This is a genomic window from Amycolatopsis sp. NPDC114504 (assembly GCF_055633595.1).
In genome coordinates this window covers 643464-660502 of sequence record NZ_JBVKDU010000007.1, presented here as the reverse complement: position 1 = coordinate 660502, position 17039 = coordinate 643464, and the positions used below count along the sequence as shown (strand labels likewise).

The window sequence follows — 17039 nt, the reverse complement described above, 5'->3', positions numbered from 1 at the left end:
TGTACGGTCGGCACCGGCGATCCTCAAAGCACGGCGGGCCTCCCGGCGAGTGACACCTCTACATGCATGACAGAAACGTTAGGTGGTCGACGTTTCCGTAGCCAGCGGTTTCCGATTACGCGCGGGTTTCGGGACCAAGGGGTGAACAGGGCGCGAAGCCGGGGTGAAACGCACGATCACGCACGCCGGGTGACGAAGGGCGGAAACCGCCGGATCCGGCACCCGAACGGCCGAGTTTCAAATCCCAACGGCCCAGCGACGCCCGAATCCGCGTGATCAGGAGGTCGACACGCGTGATTGGGCGGTCGACACGCGTGATTCGGGGGTCGACACGCGTCATTCGGCCGTGTCGACCCTTCAATCACGCGTGTCGACCCGTCAAGCACGCCGGGGGTGGGTCAGGAGAGCTCGCGCAGGGCCATGGCCAGGCCGGCCAGGCGGTCGGTGGCGTCGGTGAGGGCCTGTTTGGACGTCACGAGGCCGTCGCTCGACGCGGCGACCGTGTGGCCGGCCGCGGCGACCAGGCCGCGGTAGCCCTCGAGGCCGTCTTCGAGCTGTTCGCGGAGCTTGCCGACCGCCGAGTCCAGGGCCGCCTGCTCGCGGGCCGGGGCGGAGTTGCGGCCGCGCTCGATCGCCTGGATGCGGCCCGCCAGGCCGCGCAAAGCGGCCGCGGCTTCGGTCGCGGTCTGCCCCGCGTCCGCGACGGACACTTCGGACACCGGCACCGTGCCCACCGAGGACGGAACGGAGAGCTGACGCAGCAGCTCACCCAAGGAGGCCTCGCACTCCGCCAGCCGTTCCATCGGCTCGCGCGCGGCGGACCCCGCGGGCGGCAGCGGCGGCGGGCCGGCCGGTGCGGCCGGGAGCGGGGTGCGCTTCAGTTCACGCAGCTTGAGTCCGCTTCGGACGCCGAACGTGCCGAACACGACGGCTCCGGCGAACGCCATGATCGCCTGCGGCATCATCGCGGCGCCGGTCGCGCTCATCCAGCCCAGCCCGGCCGAGACCGCGAGGACGCCGCACAGGATCGTCAGCAGGATCCACAGCGTCATCGCGCGCGACGTCCGGCGCTTGCGACGCTCGTGCTTCGCGGCCGGGTGGTTCCAGCGGTCCCACTTGGCCCGGGCCTCGGCGAACGCCGGGACCTGGTTCGCCATCGTCGAGAACGTCGCCGACACGTCGGGCCGGCGCACCGGCGGCCGCTGCAGCGGGTTGGGCCGGGGCCGCTGGGGTGCGGGCTTCCCGCCGGCCTGGTCGGCCGGCGGGAAGTACTTCTGCACCTTTTGGAGCTTTTCCTGGGCGCGCACGGCGTAGTCGGGCAGCTTCTCGATGTGCTTCTCCAGCTTCGCGCTGAACTCGCCGAAGTCGCGTCGTCTGCCCTGCTGCCCCATGCTCGCCCCCTTCGAACTCGCTACCCGCGTCAGGCCGGGTTCTTGCCCTGTTCGGCCTGCACGCGCGCCTGGATCTCGCGCTGGATGTCGGCCGAGCTGCTGGCCGGCTGCTGGGCCGCCTTGCCGCCGTCGGTCACCTGGGCGACCGAGTCACCGCGCATCGACGAGCGGATCTGCTCGAGCCGCGAGTGCCCGGCCAGCTGCGTCGTGGAGGCCTGGACCTCCATCATGCGCCCCTGGACCGAGTTCTGCGCCAGCTCCGCCGAGCCCAGCGCCGTGGTGTAGCGCTTCTCGATCTTGTCGCGGACCTCTTCCAGCGACGGCGTGTTGCCCGGCGCCGCCAGCTGGCTCATCTGGTTCAGCGAAGCGGAGACCTGCTCCTGCATCTTCGCCTGCTCCAGCTGCGAGAGCAGCTTCGTGCGCTCGGCCAGCTTCTGCTGCAGCATCTGCGAGTTGCGCTCCACGGCCTTCTTGGCCTGGGCCGCGGCCTGCAGCGACTGGTCGTGCAGCGTCTTCAGGTCCTCGATGTTCTGCTCGGCCGTGACGAGCTGCGTCGCGAAGCTCTCCGCGGCGTTCTCGAACTCGACGGCCTTCTGCTCGTCACCCTTGGACCGGGCTTCGTCCGCGAGGACGAGGGCCTGCCGGGTCGAGGCCTGCAGCTTCTCGACGTCGCCGAGCTGCCGGTTGAGCTTCATCTCCAGCTGACGCTGGTTGCCGATCACGGAGGCGGCCTGCTGCGTCAGCGCCTGGTGGTTGCGCTGCGCCTCCTCGATGGCCTGCTGGATCTGTACCTTCGGGTCGGCGTGTTCGTCGATCTTCGACGAGAACGCCGCCATCATGTACTTCCAGAACTTCACGAACGGGTTGGCCATCTCCTCCGCCTGCCTTCTTGCGTCCCACGGGCCTAGGTACTCGGGGTGTGGGGCGTCGCTCCCCTGCACATGCAACGCACCGACCCCGGCGTTGGGTTCCATCGTGTCAGGTCGGCCACGTCCGTTCCAGGCGACCCCGGGGGATTTCAGGGTTCGTCCCTGATCACCCCTGGTGGTACTGGGCCGTTCGTTACCAATCCGACCGCAGCCACGGCGGAAACCGACCGGTCGCGGAACGCGTCCGCCTGCCTCCGGTCGGAGTGATAACGCAAACGGCCCCGGGCGGGTTGCCCGGGGCCGTCTTCGCGTTCGATGCGCCCTACGCGGCGATCGTCGAGGCCATTTTCGGCTGCCCGATCGTCGTGCGCAGGGTCGTGTTCATCCGTGGCGCCGGGGAAACCCGCAGGTCGGCCAGGTCGTTGCCGATCAGCTCCGACATCAGGCGGCCGCCTTCGATGCCGGCCGAGGCACCGCGCTCGGGCACCTTCTCCCGGGGCGCGCCCTCACCGATCCGCTCGCCGACCGGTGCGACCTCGACGTTGTCGAGGGCCGAAACGTCCGCTGCCACTTTGTGCAGCAGTTCGCCGAGCGGAAGGTCCAAGGCCTGGCAGATGGACGCGAGCAGCTCGCTCGACGCCTCCTTCTGGCCCCGTTCCACCTCCGAGAGGTAGCCGAGGCTGACCCTGGCGGCGCGGGAGATGTCGCGCAGCGTACGACGCTGGTTGGTGCGGGCATGACGGAGCCGATCACCGATCGCCTCACGCAACAGCACGGTCATCACGCGCCTCCCTTCCGTACAAGTACCCCCTACGTTACCCAGAGCGGCGCCCCGAGCGCAGGAGTTGGTGTGCCCGTACGCCAAGGGCGAACGCCCGATTCACGTCAGATGTTCCCCGAGCAGGGAAAACGCCGCTCGGACCGAGTGGGTTCTGATCAAGTCCCGGTCGCCGTTGAGGGCCAGGGTACGGACTGTACGTGTTCCCGGCCCGGCGAGCCCGACGTGCACGGTCCCCGGCGCGACCCCGTCCTGGGCGGCCGGCCCGGCCACACCGGTGAGCCCGAGGCCCCAGGTGGCCCCGCACCGGTCGCGCGCGCCTTCGGCCAGCTGCGCGGCGACCTCGGGGTGGACGGCACCGTGCTCGGCCAGCAGCGCGGCGTCGACGCCGGCCAGCGCGGTCTTCAGCTCGGTGGCGTAGACGACGAGGCCGCCGCGCAGGGCGGCGCTCGCCCCGGGCACGCGGGCGAGGGTGGCGCAGACCAGCCCGGCGGTCAGCGATTCGGCGGCCGCGACGGTCTCACCCCGCCCGGTGAGAGCGGCGATCAGCGCGGCGGCTTGCTCGTCGCCTGGGCTCACGGCGGGTCGCGGAGGGGTCATTCGTGGGACTCCGGCCGGGGCGCCGGGCGTTTCGGCCCCGGTCTTCGGCTCGGCTTCGCCGGCCTCCGAACCGGCCACTTCGGCCACCTTCAGCTCCCGGTGACGCGGCGCCCGGCCGCGCGCAACCGCACGGCCCGGACCAGGTAGTCCACGCCCGTCACCACCGTCAGCACCAAAGCTAGCCCCATCAGCGCCCACCGCACCGGATCCGCTCCGGCCGGCAGTGGCAGCAAGTACGCCGTGATCGCGGCGATCTGGGCCATCGTCTTGGCCTTGCCGCCGCGGCTGGCCGGGATCACGCCGTGGCGGATCACCCAGAAGCGCAGCAGTGTGACGCCGATCTCGCGGACCGCGATCACGATCGTGACCCACCAGCCCAGCTCGCCCAGGATGCTCAGCCCGACCAGTGCGGCGCCGGTCAGCGCCTTGTCCGCGATCGGGTCGGCGATCTTGCCGAAGTCGGTGATCAGGCCGTACTTGCGGGCCACCCAGCCGTCCAGCTGGTCGGTCGCCGAGGCGATCGCGAACAGCCCGGTCGCGATCGCGCGCCAGGTGGTGTCGTGGCCGTCGCCGACGAACAGTGCCGCGATGAACAGCGGCACCAGGACCAGCCGCGACAACGTCAGCAGGTTCGCGAGGTTCAGGGTCGGAACCGGGGTCGGTTCGGGAACTTGCGCGGGTGCGTCGCCGGTGGCGTGGGTCAGGCCCTCGTCCGCGGCGTCGCTCGGGAGCGCACTCACCGGTCGGCGTCCGGTACCGCGCGGACGACCAGGTCCACGCCCGCCGAGTCCACGACCTCGCAGCGCAGGAAGTCACCGACCTGCACCTTCTCCGGCGCGTCGAGGATGACGCACTCGCCGTCGACCTCGGGGGCCTGGTGCGCGGCGCGGCCGGTGAGCTCGCCGTCGTCGTCCAGCTCGACGAGCACGTCGACGAAGGTGCCGATCCGGTCCTCGGCGCGCTGCGCGGTCAGCTCCTCGACCAGCGCGGAGATCCGGGTGACGCGGGCGGCGACCTCGTCGGCGTCGAGCTTGCCGTCGAAGCCCTCGGCCTCGGTGCCGTCCTCGTCGGAGTAGCCGAAGACGCCGACCGCGTCGAGGCGCGCGCCGGTGAGGAAGCGTTCGAGCTCGCTCAGGTCGTGCTCGGTCTCGCCCGGGAAGCCGACGATCACGTTGGTGCGGATGCCCGCCTCGGGCGCGTACTCGCGGATCTGCTCGGTCAGCGCGAGGAACGAGTCCGTCGAGCCGAACCGGCGCATCCGGCGCAGCACCTGCTCGCTGGAGTGCTGGAACGACAGGTCGAAGTACTCGGCGACCCCCGGGGTGGTCGCGATGGCCTTGACCAGCTGCGGGCGCGTCTCGGCCGGCTGCAGGTAGGAGACGCGGACGCGCTCGATGCCGTCGATCTCCGCCAGCCGCGGCAGCAGCCGCTCCAGCGCGGTGGCGCCGTCGCGGCCGAAGTCCTTGCCGTAGGACGTCGAGTTCTCGCTGACCAGGAACAGCTCCTTGACGCCGTGCTCGGCCAGCCACATCGCCTCGGCGACGACCTCGTCCGGCTGCCGCGAGACGAAGGAGCCGCGGAACGACGGGATCGCGCAGAACGAACAGCGCCGGTCGCAGCCGGAGGCGATCTTCAGCGCGGCCACCGGCGCGTCGTCGAGGCGCGTGCGCAGGACCCGCGGGCCCCAGCCGTGCTGCGCGTGGCCCGGGACCTCGACGGTCTCGGCCGCGGCGGGCCGCTGGACCGGGCTGATCGGCAGCAGCTTGCGGCGGTCGCCCGGGGTGTGCGAGGCGAGCTTGCGGCCCGCGACGACGTCGTCGAGCCGGTCGGAGAGCTCGGCGTAGTGGTCGAAGCCCAGCACCGCGTCGGCCTCGGGGAGGCTGTCGGCGAGCTCGTGGCCGTAGCGCTCGGCCATGCAGCCGACCGCGACGACCTTCTTGCCCGTGTCGGACGCCGCCAGCAGGGTGTCGACCGAGTCCTTCTTGGCCGACTCGACGAAGCCGCAGGTGTTGACCACCACGACGTCGGAGTCCTCCGGATCGGCCGCCAGCTCCCAGCCGCCGGCCGCCAGCCGGCCCGCCAGCTCCTCCGAGTCGACCTCGTTGCGGGCGCAGCCCAGGGTCAGCAGGGAGACGCGTCGGGTGGCGGCAGGGTCAGTGGCAGGAGAAGGCACGACGTTCAGGGTAGCCGCCGGTCCCGGGCGGGCCGACGACGGCGTGGCCCGGTCGCGACAACCGGGGCCGGGAGCTTCGCCGCCCGGACCCCCGAAAAGCAGTTGTGCCGGAGAAGCCGGCGCCGCGCGATGTGGCAGGGTTGACGATCGTGCCGTCCGCCTCCCCCGCCGTCCGCCGCGCGCGGATCGCCGACGTCCGCAAGATCAAGGCCCTGGTCGACTCGGACGCGGGTCGCGTCCTGCTGGAGAAGGACCTGGTCACGCTGTACGAAGCGGTCCAGGAGTTCTGGGTCGCCGAGGTGGGTGACGAGGTCGTCGGCGCGGCCGCGCTGCACGTGCTCTGGGAGGACATCGCCGAGCTGCGCACGGTGGTGGTCGACAAGGCCGTCCGCGGCCAGGGGGTCGGGCGCGTGCTCGTGGCCCGCCTGATCGACGAAGCGCGTGAGCTGGGTCTCAGGCGGCTGTTCGTGCTGACGTTCGAGACGAGCTTCTTCCTCGGGCACGGCTTCGTGGAGATCCAGGGGACGCCGGTCTCGCACGAGGTCTACGAGGAGATGCGGCGCTCGCACGACACCGGCGTCGCCGAGTTCCTCGACCTGCCGTACGTCAAGCCGAACACGCTCGGCAACTCGCGGATGCTGCTCCAGCTCTGACCACACGGGCGTCAGTACCACCCCTACTGCGCCCGAACTCTGAAAGTTTCCCGACAACATTCTTTCGGGCGGTGACGCGCGCCACCCGAGAGCCGATGCTGATCACGCACATCCGTCCCCTGATCAGCAAGGAAACAACACAACGATGCGTTCGACACTGCGGAACCTGGGGGCCACCATCGCGGTGGCCGCGACTGTCGGCGGAGGTGCCCTGCTGGGCGCCGGTACCGCGGCGGCCGTCGACATCCCGACGGTCACCGACCAGTACCTCTTCTCGACCTCGCTCTCGAACTTCGAGACGATCCGGGGACAGGCGCCCTACAACGGCCAGCTCGACTGGTCCTCGGACGGCTGTTCGTGGGCGCCGGACAACCCGTTCGGCTGGAAGTTCCTGCCGGGCTGCCACCGGCACGACTTCGGCTACCGCAACTACAAGAAGCAGGGCCGCTTCTCCGAGGCGAACCGCCTGAAGATCGACGACAACCTGTACTCGGACCTGAAGAGCGTCTGCGGCTCCAACGTGGCCTGCAAGGCCGCCGCCTGGACGTACTACCAGGCCGTGCGCAAGTTCGGCAGCTGACGCCCGGCGGCCCGGGCCGCGCGACCGGCCCGGGCCCGTCAGGATGGGTGCATGGACATCGACCACCTGCTCAGCACGACCCGCGCGGTCCGCCGGAAGCTCGACCTCGACCGGCCGGTGGAACCCGAGGTCATCGAGGAGTGCCTGAACCTGGCGCTACAGGCGCCGACGCCCGGCAACGTCCAGGCCTGGCGCTGGCTCGTGGTGCGCGACCAGGACGTGAAGAACCGGCTCGGCGCGATCTTCCGCGAAGTCGGCGAGGCCTACCTGGCGGAACGGGCGAGTGCCGCGCCTTCGCGGGCGCTGGCCTCCGGGCGGCACCTGATCGACGTGATCGAGCGCGTCCCGGTGTTCGTGATCCCGGTCGTGGCCGGCCGCCCGGCCGGGGACAACGCCGTCGACGCGGCCTTCTACGGCGGCATCTTTCCGGCGGTGTGGAGTTTCCAGCTGGCGCTGCGCTCGCGCGGGCTGGGCTCGACGCTCACGACGTACCACCTGGCGCGGGAGGCCGAAGCCGCGGAGATCCTCGGCATCCCGGACGGCCACACGCAGGTCGGGCTGCTGCCGGTGGCGTACACGACGGTGCCGGACTTCAAGCCGGCGCCGCGCACACCATTGTCCGAAGTGGCCTTCCTCGACCACTGGGGCACGCCCCTCAGCTGACCCGGACCGTCGTCGTCAGGCCGTCCTCGCTCACCGACACCAGCTCGACGCGGTTGGCGGCGAACGAGGTCGCCTGGGGGCCGGTGCGCGGGCCGCTGTGCAGCTCGGCCGTGGTGCTTTCGCCGCGGCCGGGCTCGCTCAGCAGGAAGGCGAGCGTCGCCTCGCCCTGCCAGATGCACGTCATATCCGGGCGGCACCGCGAGTCGCTCACCAGGCGCGTGTAGCGGACCGACAGGTCCTTCCCCTGGATCGCGGCTTCCTGGCCGAGGCGCAGGGTGACGTCGCCCTCCGGCGCGGTGCTGACGGTCGACGGCGCCGCCGGCCGGGCCGGGACCGGCTGCCCGGAGGCGACCGAGCTCCCGGCGCCCACCGCGACGACGGCGATGGCGAACAGTCCGGCTGCGATGCGCTGCGGGTCCATGTGCTCAGGACGGAACGAAGCCGCCGGCGGGTTGCACTACTCGTCGTCCGGGTCGGCCGGGACCGGGTCGCCGCCGCGGATCATGAACAGGACGCCTTCCAGCTCCTCCGGCTTGATCAGCACGTCGCGGGCCTTCGAGCCCTCCGACGGGCCGACGATCCCCCGGCTCTCCAGCAGGTCCATCAGGCGCCCCGCCTTGGCGAAACCGACCCGCAGCTTGCGCTGCAGCATCGACGTCGAGCCGAACTGGGACGTCACGATCAGCTCCGCCGCCTGCAGCAGGACGTCCAGGTCGTCCCCGATGTCCGGGTCGATCTCCTTCTTCTCGCCGGCCTTCTGCGCGGTGACGCCGTCCTGGTAGTCCGGCTGCGCCTGCTCCTTGGCGTAGTTGACGACCGCGGAGATCTCTTCGTCGCCGACGAACGCGCCCTGGATGCGGACCGGCTTGCCGGCGCCCATCGGCAGGTAGAGCGCGTCGCCCATGCCGATCAGCTTCTCCGCGCCCGGCTGGTCGAGGATGACCCGGGAGTCGGTCAGCGACGACGTCGCGAAGGCCAGCCGCGACGGCACGTTCGTCTTGATCAGGCCGGTCACGACGTCGACCGACGGCCGCTGCGTGGCCAGGACCAGGTGGATGCCGGCGGCGCGGGCCTTCTGGGTGATCCGGACGATCGCGTCCTCGACGTCGCGCGGGGCGGTCATCATCAGGTCGGCGAGCTCGTCGACGATCGCCATGATGTAGGGGTAGGGCCGGTACTCGCGCTCGGACCCCGGCGGCGCGGTGATCTCGCCGGACTTGACCTTCTTGTTGTAGTCGTCGATGTGCCGGACCTTGTTGACCTGCATGTCCTGGTAGCGCTGCTCCATCTCCTCCACCAGCCAGGCCAGCGCGGCGGCGGCCTTCTTCGGCTGGGTGATGATGGGCGTGATCAGGTGCGGGATGCCCTCGTAGGGCGTCAGCTCGACCATCTTCGGGTCGATCAGGATCATCCGGCACTCGTCCGGCGTCGCCCGCGCGAGCAGCGACACCAGCATCGAGTTGACGAAGCTCGACTTACCGGAACCGGTGGACCCCGCGACCAGTAGGTGGGGCATCTTCGTGAGGTTCGCCGTGACGAAGTGGCCCTCGATGTCCTTGCCGAGGCCGATCACCATCGGGTGGTTGTCCTTGACCGTGGTCGGCGCGCGCAGGACGTCGCCCAGCCGGACCATCTCGCGGTCGGAGTTCGGCACCTCGATGCCGACCGCGGACTTGCCGGGGATCGGCGCCAGCAGCCGGACGTTGTCGGTGGCCACCGCGTAGGCGATGTTCTTGGTCAGCGCGGTGATCTTCTCGACCTTCACACCCGGCCCGAGCTCGACCTCGTAGCGGGTGACCGTCGGGCCGCGGGTGAAGCCGGTGACCTGCGCGTCGATGCTGAACTGCTCCAGCACGCCGGTGATCGCCTCGATCATGGCGTCGTTGGCCTTGCTGCGGGACTTCGGCGCGTCGCCGAGCTTCAGCAGATCGGGCGGCGGGAGCTGGTAATCACCTTCGACGGTCCGCGTGACGGCGAGCGGCGGTTCCGGGGCCTTCTTCGGCTTCTTCTCGGGCACCTCGGCCAGCTTGGGGACGACTGTGCTCGCCTTGGGTGGCTTGATCGGCGTCGGCGGCTCGGCCAGCATCGCGTCGATGTCGAGCTGCTCCCCGTCGTGGTCGCCGCTGCTCTGGCGGCGGCGCGACGGCTTGCGCAGGCGCGCGGACTTCGGGTCGGCCTCGGTGACGGCGTCCTCGTCGGTGGCGAACCCGGACTGCTGCTCCGCCTCGGCGATCTCTTCCTCGTCGAGGCCCCAGTTGCGCAGCCTGGTCGGGATCTCCCGCACCGGCGTGCCGGTGAAGACGAGCACGCCGAAGACCAGCGCCAGGATCAGGATCGGGACGGCCACCCAGGTGGTGACGCCCATGGTCAGCAGGCCGCCGGAGAAGGCGCCGATGATGCCGCCGGCGTACATCCGGCCGTCGTTCGTGCCCGGGAGCGCGGTGAAGATGTGCAGCATCCCGAGCACGGACAGGACGACCATGATCGTGCCGATCACCATCCGCGGCCGCGTCTCGGGGTGCGGCTCGGACCGCATCAGCGCGACGGCCACGACGGTGAGGACCAGCGGGAGCGTCACGGCCCCGGCACCGAGGACGGACCGGGTGGCGATCTCGACGCCGGCCCCGATCGGCCCGGCGGCCCGCCACCAGACCCCGACGGCCGCGACGATGGCCAGCGCGATCAGGCCGAGCGCGAGGCCGTCCCGGCGGTGTTCGGCCTCGAGCTCACGGGTGCGGCCGACGGTCCTGGCCAGCGTGCCGATGCCCTTGGCCAGCAGGTTCCAGGTGCCGCGGACGCCCTTGCCGAAGATCCCGGGCGTCTTGCGGCGCGAGCGGGGAGCCGGCTTGCGAGCGGACGACGTCCGTGGCTTCGCGGGTGTACGCGGCTTACGCGCCGCTGCCCCCTTCGCGCCGCTTCCCGTGCTTCGCTTCCTCGTCGCCGACCCAGCCATGCCGTCAACGGTAACTGGCAATGCCAGTTAGTCCCATGCGCCACTCTCGACGCAGGGTGAACTTCTGCCTCACCGCCGTCCGTGAGCGACCATCCGGGTGAACCGATCCGGCCAGTGCGCATCCGGGTGAATCCGGCGTCTGCCATGCTCTGCCCCATGGTCGCGCTGCACTCCGACAACACCTCCCGCCGGGCCCCCGCCATCTGGCGGACCATGCTGAACATCGACCGCGGGCTGGTGAACCTCGTCGGCAGGCTCACCGTCTCCGGCCGGATCCCGGCGCGGCTGCGCGGCAAGCCGCTGCTGATGACCGCGAACCACATCGGCGTGTTCGACGCGTTCGTGCTGATGGCCGCGTGCAAGCGGATCGGCATCAACCCGCGGTTCATGCTGGCCGGTGGCATCCTGGACGCCCCCGTCATCGGGCCTGCGCTGCGGGTCAGCGGCCACCTGCGGGTCGACCGGAAGGTCGCCGCGACCGCCGTCGGGCAGTTCGCCGAGGCCGTCGAAGCGCTCAAGACCACGCGCGAGCCGATCATCGTCTACCCGGAAGGCCGGATCAGCCACGACCCGGGCCTGTGGCCGGAGCGCGGCAAGACCGGCGCGGCGCGGCTCGCGCTCGCCGCGGATGTGCCGGTGATCCCGATCAGCCAGTGGGGCGCGCACGAGGCCGTCTACTGGGGCACCGAGACCGTCAACGGCCCGGCCGACCTGCTCCCGCTCGCCCGCTCCGGGCTCAGCGCTCCCCTGCGCCGGCCTCGCTTCAGGGTCCACTTCGGTGACCCGGTCGACCTGTCGGACGTCGAGCCGGAGCGGCCGGGCGCGGGGGTGCGCGCGCACGCGAAGATCATGCAGGCGATCACCGACGGCCTGGTCCCGCTGCGGGCGGGCGAGCTCGACCGGCCCCGCTTCCACGACCCGACGCGGCCGACGGACACCGTCAGCCCGTGGAAACCTCAGCAGCCCGAGTCCGGATTCTGAGCCGGGGTTTCGCGCACCGGCTAAACCCTTCTTCCCGCCACGGACGTGAGTGCCGCGTTCTCGTCGGCGACGCAAAGACGGCACCGGCGAACGCCGCGGTGTCGTGCTCGGGGACGAAGACCTACGACAGCAGCAGCGGCACCCTCGGCTTGGGCGAGCTGACGATCTACTACAACAGCTCCGACGGCGGGACCAACAGCGCCTGCTTCTACCACCGCGGCGCCACCTACGGTGTGGCCGCGGAGACCTGGGTGAAGATCCAGCGCTGTGTCGAAACCAGCGGCGAAGGTCAGCTGTGCACCCCCGACCGCTCGTCGACTCCGGACACCGGCAACTACGCGTACTACGCGGGCCCCAAAGGTGTCACGGGCACGGCGAACCGCTGCGTGGCCGCCATCGGCTGGGTCTTTTGGCACGAGCAGTACTACGTGATCGACAGCGGCCGCCAGGGCTGCTGACGCCGTCCGGATCCTGGGACACCGGCGCGGGTGCCCCTAGAGTCGGCGGCGTGAGCACACGGATACTCGTCGTCTACTACAGCTCGACCGGGAACACCGCCGCCCTCGCCGAGTCGCTCGCCGCGGGCGCCCGCGAAACCGGGGCCGACGTGCGGGTGCGGACCGTGCCGGAGACGGTGCCCGCCGAGGCGATCGCGCAGAACCCGCGCTGGCAGGCCTGGATCGACTCGGGCCCGCACCACGCGCTGGCCACGCTCGACGACCTCGTCTGGGCCGACGGCCTCGCCGTCGGCAGCCCGACCCGGTTCGGCGGCCCGGCGGCCCAGCTCAAGTCCTATTTGGACAGCACGGGCGGGTTGTGGGCGAAGGGGAAGCTGGCCGACAAGGTCGCGACGTCGTTCACGACGGCGTCCACTCGCCACGGCGGCCTGGAGTCGACGCTGCTGGCGATCAACAACGTCTTCTACCACTGGGGCGCGATCGTCGTCCCGCTCGGCTACACCGACCCGCACCTGATGGAGTCCGGCAACCCGTACGGCGGCTCTTTCGTGTCGCGCAAGTCGGCCGCGCCGGACGAGCTGGCCCTCGGCGCGCTGCACGTCCAGGGGCGGCGGCTCGCGACGATCGCGACGCACGTCGCGACCGGGCTGAAGCAGGCCGAGTAACCGCAAAAAGCGCTTTGGCAGTGACGCGGCGGGCCCTACAGTCGCGGGGGTGACCACCGAGCTGCCCGTCCTCGCACCTGCCCGGGTCGCCCACCGCGGCCGCGGGACCACGCTCGTCCTGCTCGCGGCGCTGTTCTTCAGCACGTCGGGCACGCTGGGCAAGTCCGCGATGTCCGCCGGCTTCAGCCCGGAGCAGGTCGCCGCGATGCGGATCGGGCTCGCCGGGCTCGTGCTGCTCGCCGGGGTGGCGCTGGTGGCGCCGCGCAAGCTGCGGGTGCGCCGGAGCGAGCTGCCGGTGCTGGCCGGGTACGGCCTGCTGGGCGTCGCCGGCGTGCAGCTGCTGTACTTCGTCGCCGCGGGCCGGATCCCCGTCGGCATCGCGATCCTGCTCGAGTTCATCTCGCCGGTGCTCATCGCGCTGTGGGTGCGGTTCGCGCGGGGGCACCGGCTGCCGCGGTCGGTGTGGGGCGGCATCGCGCTGGCCATGGTGGGCCTTTCGCTGGTCGCCCAGGTCTGGCAGGGCGTCACGCTGAACGGCGTCGGGCTGCTGGCCGGCTTCGGCGCGGCACTGTGCTCGGCCGGGTACTTCCTGCTCGGCGAGCGCGCGGTGGCCGACATCGACCCGCTGGGCCTGGTCACCTGGGGCATGGTGATCGGCGCGGCGCTGATCAGCCTGGTCGCGCCGCCGTGGACGTGGCCGGTGGAGCTGCTCGCCGCCGACGTCGAGTTCGGCGCCTGGCACCCCCCGGTGTGGCTGCTGATGACGCTGCTGGTGCTGGTCGCCACCGTGTTCGCCTACATCTTCGGGATTTCGTCGCTGCGGCACCTGCCGGCGTCGGTGGCGAGCGTGCTCGGGCTGGTCGAGCCCGTGATCGTCACGGTCACGGCGTGGGCGCTGCTCGGCGAGGAGCTCACCTGGCAGCAGCTGCTCGGCTCGGCGATCCTGCTGGGCGGCGCGTTCCTGGTGCAGCGGAAGTCGGCGATCCTGACGAGCTGAACTCTTCACGGGATGGCACGCGAGTGCGAGAATTCCCCACCGTGACGTCTCAGGGACTGCGCCCCGAACTGCGCCAGCGGCACGTCCGGATGATCGCCCTCGGCGGCATCATCGGCGCGAGCCTGTTCATCGGCAGCGGGGCGGTGATCCACACCGTCGGGCCGGCGGCCGTGCTTTCGTATGCGCTGGGCGGACTGCTCGTCGTGCTCGTCATGCGGATGCTCGGCGAGATGGCGACGGCGGCGCCGGCACTCGGCTCGTTCATGGAGTACGCGCGCGACTCGCTCGGCGGCTGGGCGGGCTTCACGATCGGCTGGCTGTACTGGTACTTCTGGGTCGGCGTGGTCGCGTTCGAAGCGGTGGCGGGTGCGAAGATCCTGCAGGGCTGGGTTCCCGGCGTGCCGCAGTGGGTGTTCTCGCTGGCGCTGATGCTGCTGCTGACGGCGACGAACCTGGCGTCGGCGCGGTCGTTCGGCGAGACGGAGTTCTGGCTGGCGTCGATCAAGGTCGCCACCATCGTGGTGTTCCTGGCGCTGGGCCTGCTGTTCGTGCTCGGTCTCTGGCCGGGCGCGCACTTTTCGGTCGGCAACATCGGGCTCGACGGTCTCGTCGTGAACGGCGGGTTTTCCGTCGTCCACGGCGTGGTGATCGTGATCTTCTCGTATTTCGGCGCGGAGATCGTGACGATCGCGGCGGCGGAGTCGAGCGAGCCGGAGACGGCGGTCCGCAAGGCGACGTCGACGATCGTGTGGCGCGTGATCGTGTTCTACGTGGGTTCGGTGGCACTGCTGGTGATGATCACCCCGTGGCGCGAGATCCCGAGCGAGACGAGCCCGTTCGCGGCGGCGTTCGGCAGGTTCGGCGTCCCGGCGGCGACGACGATAGTGAGCGCGGTCGTCCTGACGGCGGCGCTGTCGGTGCTGAATTCGGGGCTGTACACGGCATCCCGCATGTTGTTCGCCCTGCACCGCCACGGCTGGGCCCCGGCGTGGGTGGCGGACACGAATCGGCGAGGCGTGCCGTGGAAGGCGATCCTGGTGTCGACGTCGGTCGGTTACGTGGCGGTGGTGATGAGCTACGTGTCCCCGGACAAGATCTTCTACTTCATCATCAATTCGGCGGGCGCGGTGGCCCTGTTCGTGTACGCGATCATCTGCGGCTCCCAGCTCCGAATGCGGCGGCGGCTGGAGACGGAAGCGCCGGAGACGTTGAAGCTGCGGATGTGGGGATATCCGTGGTTGAGCTGGCTGACGTTGGTGCTGACGCTGGTCGTGGTGGCTTCGATGCTGTTCGTGGACGACGACACTCGGGCGCAGCTGTACTTGAGCTTGATCAGCCTGGCGGTGATCTTGGCCGTCTACGCCGTCATCCGCCGGCGATTCGGCTCAATGCCCCGAAAAACACGTCCGTGATCTTCGCCGGGTCCGGGGCCACGAAGGCCTGACCACCCGTGGCCGCCGTCAGCTGGTCCAGCTCCGGTTTGTCCGCGTCCGGGCCGATGCCCACTCCGATCAGCGGGATCGGGCGGCGGGGGTCCTGCAGCTTTGCCAGCTCGGCCAGGAGCTCCGCGCGGGAAATCCCGTGGGGGTCCTCGTTTCTCCCGTCGGTCAGGACGATCACCAGGTTGAGCCGGCCCGGCTCCCACTCGCGACGGGCCGTGCGGTACGTGTCCAGCACGCTGTCGTACAGACCCGTTCCGCCGTCCGCCGTGGCCTTCACCTGGGCGAGCTTGTCCAGTGCGCCACTCGCCAGGTGCTGGGCCACCGAGGCCATCGGCAGCAGCTCGCGGTAGTCCTTGTCGCCGTCCAACCTCGTCGAGAACGCCAGCATGCGCAGCTGGGTCGTCGGCTTGAACAGGTGCAATGCCTTGGCCGTCGCCTGCATCGACAGCTGCATCCGGTTCAGCCCGGTCCCCGGCACCTGCGCGTTCATCGACCCCGACACGTCGACGAGCACCTGCACCCGCGCGCTCAGGTTGATCCCGGACCACTGGTTGAGCAGCTCCTCGACGACCGTGGCGGGTGGGAGGTTCGCGGCCCGGAAGCCGGACGTCGTCACGTGCGGGTCGTCGGCGTGCTCGCGCAGCGCCTGTCCGCCCGCCGCGCGCAGGCCCGTCTTCGCGATGGCGTCCGCGCCCGCGTCGCCGAGTGTCGCTTGCCGCAGCGCGTCGATGATCGGGCGTTGCTGCGGGGTGATCCCGCCCAGCTCGGCGAACGGGTAGTCCAATGTGGGCACCGCGGTCGAGTAGACGGCGACGAGCGGCGAGCTCGCGTCCTCGATGTTGTGGCGCAGCACGGAGTTCTCCGACGCGGGGAACGTCGTCACCGCCGCCGTGCCGCCGGTGCCGCTCGAGCCCGGCAGCCGCGCCATCAGGTCCGTCTCCGCGCCGAGCGTGTTGGCCGAGAACCGCCGCAGCAGCGCGACGTACGCGGCCGCCGGCTCGGTGGCCGTCTTGACGCTCTCCTTGAGGCCCAGCAGCGCCGCGACGCCGACCGAGTCCTGCGCCGGGTCGGACATCCCCGGGACGGCACCCGGCGACCCCAGGACGTCCGCCCAGGTGGCCGTGCGCTCGGGCCAGCCCATGCCCTTCGCGACGCCCTCGGCGACGGCCAGCACGACCGGCGAGCTGGCCACCGACGCCCCGGTCTCGGGGACGTCGGAAGCGCCGAACTGGCGGGCGCGGCGCAGCGCGAGGGTCGAGTCCGGCACCCACACCTGCGGCCGCGGGCTGCCGTCGGACAGGGCGAGCTGCTCGGCCGTGGCGGCCGGCTCCCTGGTCTGGACCTCGACGCTGCCGCACCGGAGGTCGAGACCACGCGCGACGAGCGAGAGCGCGGGCGCGATGTCGGCGGACGCGGTGACGAGGACCTTCGCCTGCTGCTCGCACGGGGGCTGGGCCGGGGTCATCCGCGAGACGGTGACCCAGGTCGCGGCCCCGAGGACGACCACGAGACCGGTCGCGAGGGCGGGCAAGAGCAGCCGGCGTCGTCGTCCGTCCGGCGAGTGACGTCCCATCGGGCGCGGCCTCTCTTCGGCGAGGCGGGGTGGGGATCAAGGCTAGCGCCCGGCAAACCACCGGTTCGTGGTCCGGATGGCCTAACAGCGGGCCTCATACCCGGGAGGGAGGCGAATCCCGTCCCGGAGTCGGATGTCCGCGCCCGATTCGCGCGCGACACTGGGGGCCTGACCGCTTGGGGGTACGCATGAAACCGACACGAGCCGACCAGCGCCGGGCGCGGCGGGCCCTGCTCCGCCAGACCGCCACCGTAGGCCTCGCC

At 71.0% G+C, this 17039-nt stretch carries 17 protein-coding genes; 8 read left to right on the top strand and 9 right to left on the bottom strand.

The genetic code is table 11. The annotated features are described in order from the left end of the window. Positions 1–398 precede the first annotated feature (398 nt). From pspM to rimO, 6 genes are all read right to left on the bottom strand, one after another. A complete protein-coding gene (pspM, locus tag ACZ7PG_RS49575; RefSeq protein ID WP_470246208.1) occupies positions 399–1391 on the bottom strand; it encodes a phage shock envelope stress response protein PspM in 993 nt (330 codons plus the stop codon). A 29-nt stretch (positions 1392–1420) separates the two neighbouring features. Beyond that, positions 1421–2263 (bottom strand): PspA/IM30 family protein, encoded by an 843-nt coding sequence (locus ACZ7PG_RS49570; protein WP_470246207.1) that lies wholly within the window; start codon positions 2261–2263, stop codon positions 1421–1423. A gap of 319 nt (positions 2264–2582) precedes the next feature. Next, complete coding sequence (locus tag ACZ7PG_RS49565) at positions 2583–3041, bottom strand: helix-turn-helix domain-containing protein (protein WP_470246206.1); 459 nt, start codon at positions 3039–3041, stop codon at positions 2583–2585. A 99-nt stretch (positions 3042–3140) separates the two neighbouring features. Then, a complete protein-coding gene (locus tag ACZ7PG_RS49560) occupies positions 3141–3638 on the bottom strand; it encodes a CinA family protein (protein ID WP_470246205.1) in 498 nt (165 codons plus the stop codon). A gap of 89 nt (positions 3639–3727) precedes the next feature. Further along, the gene (pgsA, locus tag ACZ7PG_RS49555) at positions 3728–4378 is read right to left on the bottom strand and encodes a CDP-diacylglycerol--glycerol-3-phosphate 3-phosphatidyltransferase (protein WP_470246204.1); all 651 of its coding nucleotides are present in this window, start codon (positions 4376–4378) and stop codon (positions 3728–3730) included. Next, positions 4375–5811: a 30S ribosomal protein S12 methylthiotransferase RimO gene (gene rimO, locus ACZ7PG_RS49550; RefSeq protein ID WP_470246203.1), complete on the bottom strand. Its 1437-nt coding sequence runs from the start codon at positions 5809–5811 to the stop codon at positions 4375–4377. Before rimO ends, pgsA begins: the two co-directional genes overlap by 4 nt. Positions 5812–5960: 149 nt before the next feature. Here rimO and ACZ7PG_RS49545 point away from each other — a divergent pair, with 149 nt between their 5' ends. The 3 genes from ACZ7PG_RS49545 to ACZ7PG_RS49535 all read left to right on the top strand — a co-directional run bounded on the left by ACZ7PG_RS49545 (position 5961) and on the right by ACZ7PG_RS49535 (position 7707). Continuing rightward, a complete protein-coding gene (locus ACZ7PG_RS49545) occupies positions 5961–6464 on the top strand; it encodes an amino-acid N-acetyltransferase (protein WP_470246202.1) in 504 nt (167 codons plus the stop codon). Between the two features lie 145 nt (positions 6465–6609). Further along, entirely contained in the window at positions 6610–7044 is a 435-nt protein-coding gene (locus ACZ7PG_RS49540; RefSeq protein ID WP_470246201.1) for a phospholipase, read from the top strand. A gap of 51 nt (positions 7045–7095) precedes the next feature. Then, a complete protein-coding gene (locus ACZ7PG_RS49535) occupies positions 7096–7707 on the top strand; it encodes a nitroreductase family protein (protein ID WP_470246200.1) in 612 nt (203 codons plus the stop codon). On the opposite strand, the gene ACZ7PG_RS49530 is transcribed toward ACZ7PG_RS49535, so the two are convergent. Further along, entirely contained in the window at positions 7700–8128 is a 429-nt protein-coding gene (locus tag ACZ7PG_RS49530; protein WP_470246199.1) for a hypothetical protein, read from the bottom strand. The two genes, ACZ7PG_RS49535 and ACZ7PG_RS49530, sit on opposite strands and share 8 nt — an antisense overlap. Before the next feature lie 36 nt (positions 8129–8164). Continuing rightward, positions 8165–10660 carry an FtsK/SpoIIIE family DNA translocase gene (locus ACZ7PG_RS49525; protein WP_470246198.1) on the bottom strand — a complete coding sequence of 832 codons (2496 nt, stop codon included), beginning with the start codon at positions 10658–10660 and terminating at the stop codon, positions 8165–8167. Between the two features lie 156 nt (positions 10661–10816). On the opposite strand from ACZ7PG_RS49525, the gene ACZ7PG_RS49520 reads away from it, so the two are divergent. From ACZ7PG_RS49520 to ACZ7PG_RS49500, 5 genes are all read left to right on the top strand, one after another. Further along, on the top strand, positions 10817–11641 hold the full coding sequence (locus ACZ7PG_RS49520) for a lysophospholipid acyltransferase family protein (RefSeq protein WP_470246197.1): 825 nt from the start codon (positions 10817–10819) through the stop codon (positions 11639–11641). A 98-nt stretch (positions 11642–11739) separates the two neighbouring features. Continuing rightward, positions 11740–12099 carry a hypothetical protein gene (locus ACZ7PG_RS49515; RefSeq protein WP_470246196.1) on the top strand — a complete coding sequence of 120 codons (360 nt, stop codon included), beginning with the start codon at positions 11740–11742 and terminating at the stop codon, positions 12097–12099. 50 nt (positions 12100–12149) lie between these two features. Continuing rightward, entirely contained in the window at positions 12150–12764 is a 615-nt protein-coding gene (gene wrbA / locus ACZ7PG_RS49510) for an NAD(P)H:quinone oxidoreductase (RefSeq protein WP_470246195.1), read from the top strand. A 49-nt stretch (positions 12765–12813) separates the two neighbouring features. Further along, the gene (locus tag ACZ7PG_RS49505) at positions 12814–13761 is read left to right on the top strand and encodes an EamA family transporter (RefSeq protein ID WP_470246194.1); all 948 of its coding nucleotides are present in this window, start codon (positions 12814–12816) and stop codon (positions 13759–13761) included. 89 nt (positions 13762–13850) lie between these two features. Continuing rightward, a complete protein-coding gene (locus ACZ7PG_RS49500) occupies positions 13851–15173 on the top strand; it encodes an amino acid permease (protein WP_470246494.1) in 1323 nt (440 codons plus the stop codon). Here ACZ7PG_RS49500 and ACZ7PG_RS49495 read toward each other — a convergent pair. Then, a complete protein-coding gene (locus ACZ7PG_RS49495; protein ID WP_470246193.1) occupies positions 15127–16776 on the bottom strand; it encodes a VWA domain-containing protein in 1650 nt (549 codons plus the stop codon). The two genes, ACZ7PG_RS49500 and ACZ7PG_RS49495, sit on opposite strands and share 47 nt — an antisense overlap. Positions 16777–17039: the final 263 nt, after the last annotated feature.

Excerpts from the sequence above, each read along its gene's own strand:
- pspM (WP_470246208.1), bottom strand. The coding sequence starts at position 1,391 with ATGGGGCAGCAGGGCAGACGACGCGACTTCGGCGAGTTCAGCGCGAAG.
- ACZ7PG_RS49570 (WP_470246207.1), bottom strand. The coding sequence starts at position 2,263 with ATGGCCAACCCGTTCGTGAAGTTCTGGAAGTACATGATGGCGGCGTTC.
- ACZ7PG_RS49565 (WP_470246206.1), bottom strand. The coding sequence starts at position 3,041 with ATGACCGTGCTGTTGCGTGAGGCGATCGGTGATCGGCTCCGTCATGCC.
- ACZ7PG_RS49560 (WP_470246205.1), bottom strand. The coding sequence starts at position 3,638 with ATGACCCCTCCGCGACCCGCCGTGAGCCCAGGCGACGAGCAAGCCGCC.
- ACZ7PG_RS49540 (WP_470246201.1), top strand. The coding sequence starts at position 6,610 with ATGCGTTCGACACTGCGGAACCTGGGGGCCACCATCGCGGTGGCCGCG.
- ACZ7PG_RS49535 (WP_470246200.1), top strand. The coding sequence starts at position 7,096 with ATGGACATCGACCACCTGCTCAGCACGACCCGCGCGGTCCGCCGGAAG.
- ACZ7PG_RS49530 (WP_470246199.1), bottom strand. The coding sequence starts at position 8,128 with ATGGACCCGCAGCGCATCGCAGCCGGACTGTTCGCCATCGCCGTCGTC.
- ACZ7PG_RS49525 (WP_470246198.1), bottom strand. The coding sequence starts at position 10,660 with ATGGCTGGGTCGGCGACGAGGAAGCGAAGCACGGGAAGCGGCGCGAAG.
- ACZ7PG_RS49520 (WP_470246197.1), top strand. The coding sequence starts at position 10,817 with ATGGTCGCGCTGCACTCCGACAACACCTCCCGCCGGGCCCCCGCCATC.
- ACZ7PG_RS49500 (WP_470246494.1), top strand. The coding sequence starts at position 13,851 with ATGATCGCCCTCGGCGGCATCATCGGCGCGAGCCTGTTCATCGGCAGC.
- ACZ7PG_RS49495 (WP_470246193.1), bottom strand. The coding sequence starts at position 16,776 with ATGGGACGTCACTCGCCGGACGGACGACGACGCCGGCTGCTCTTGCCC.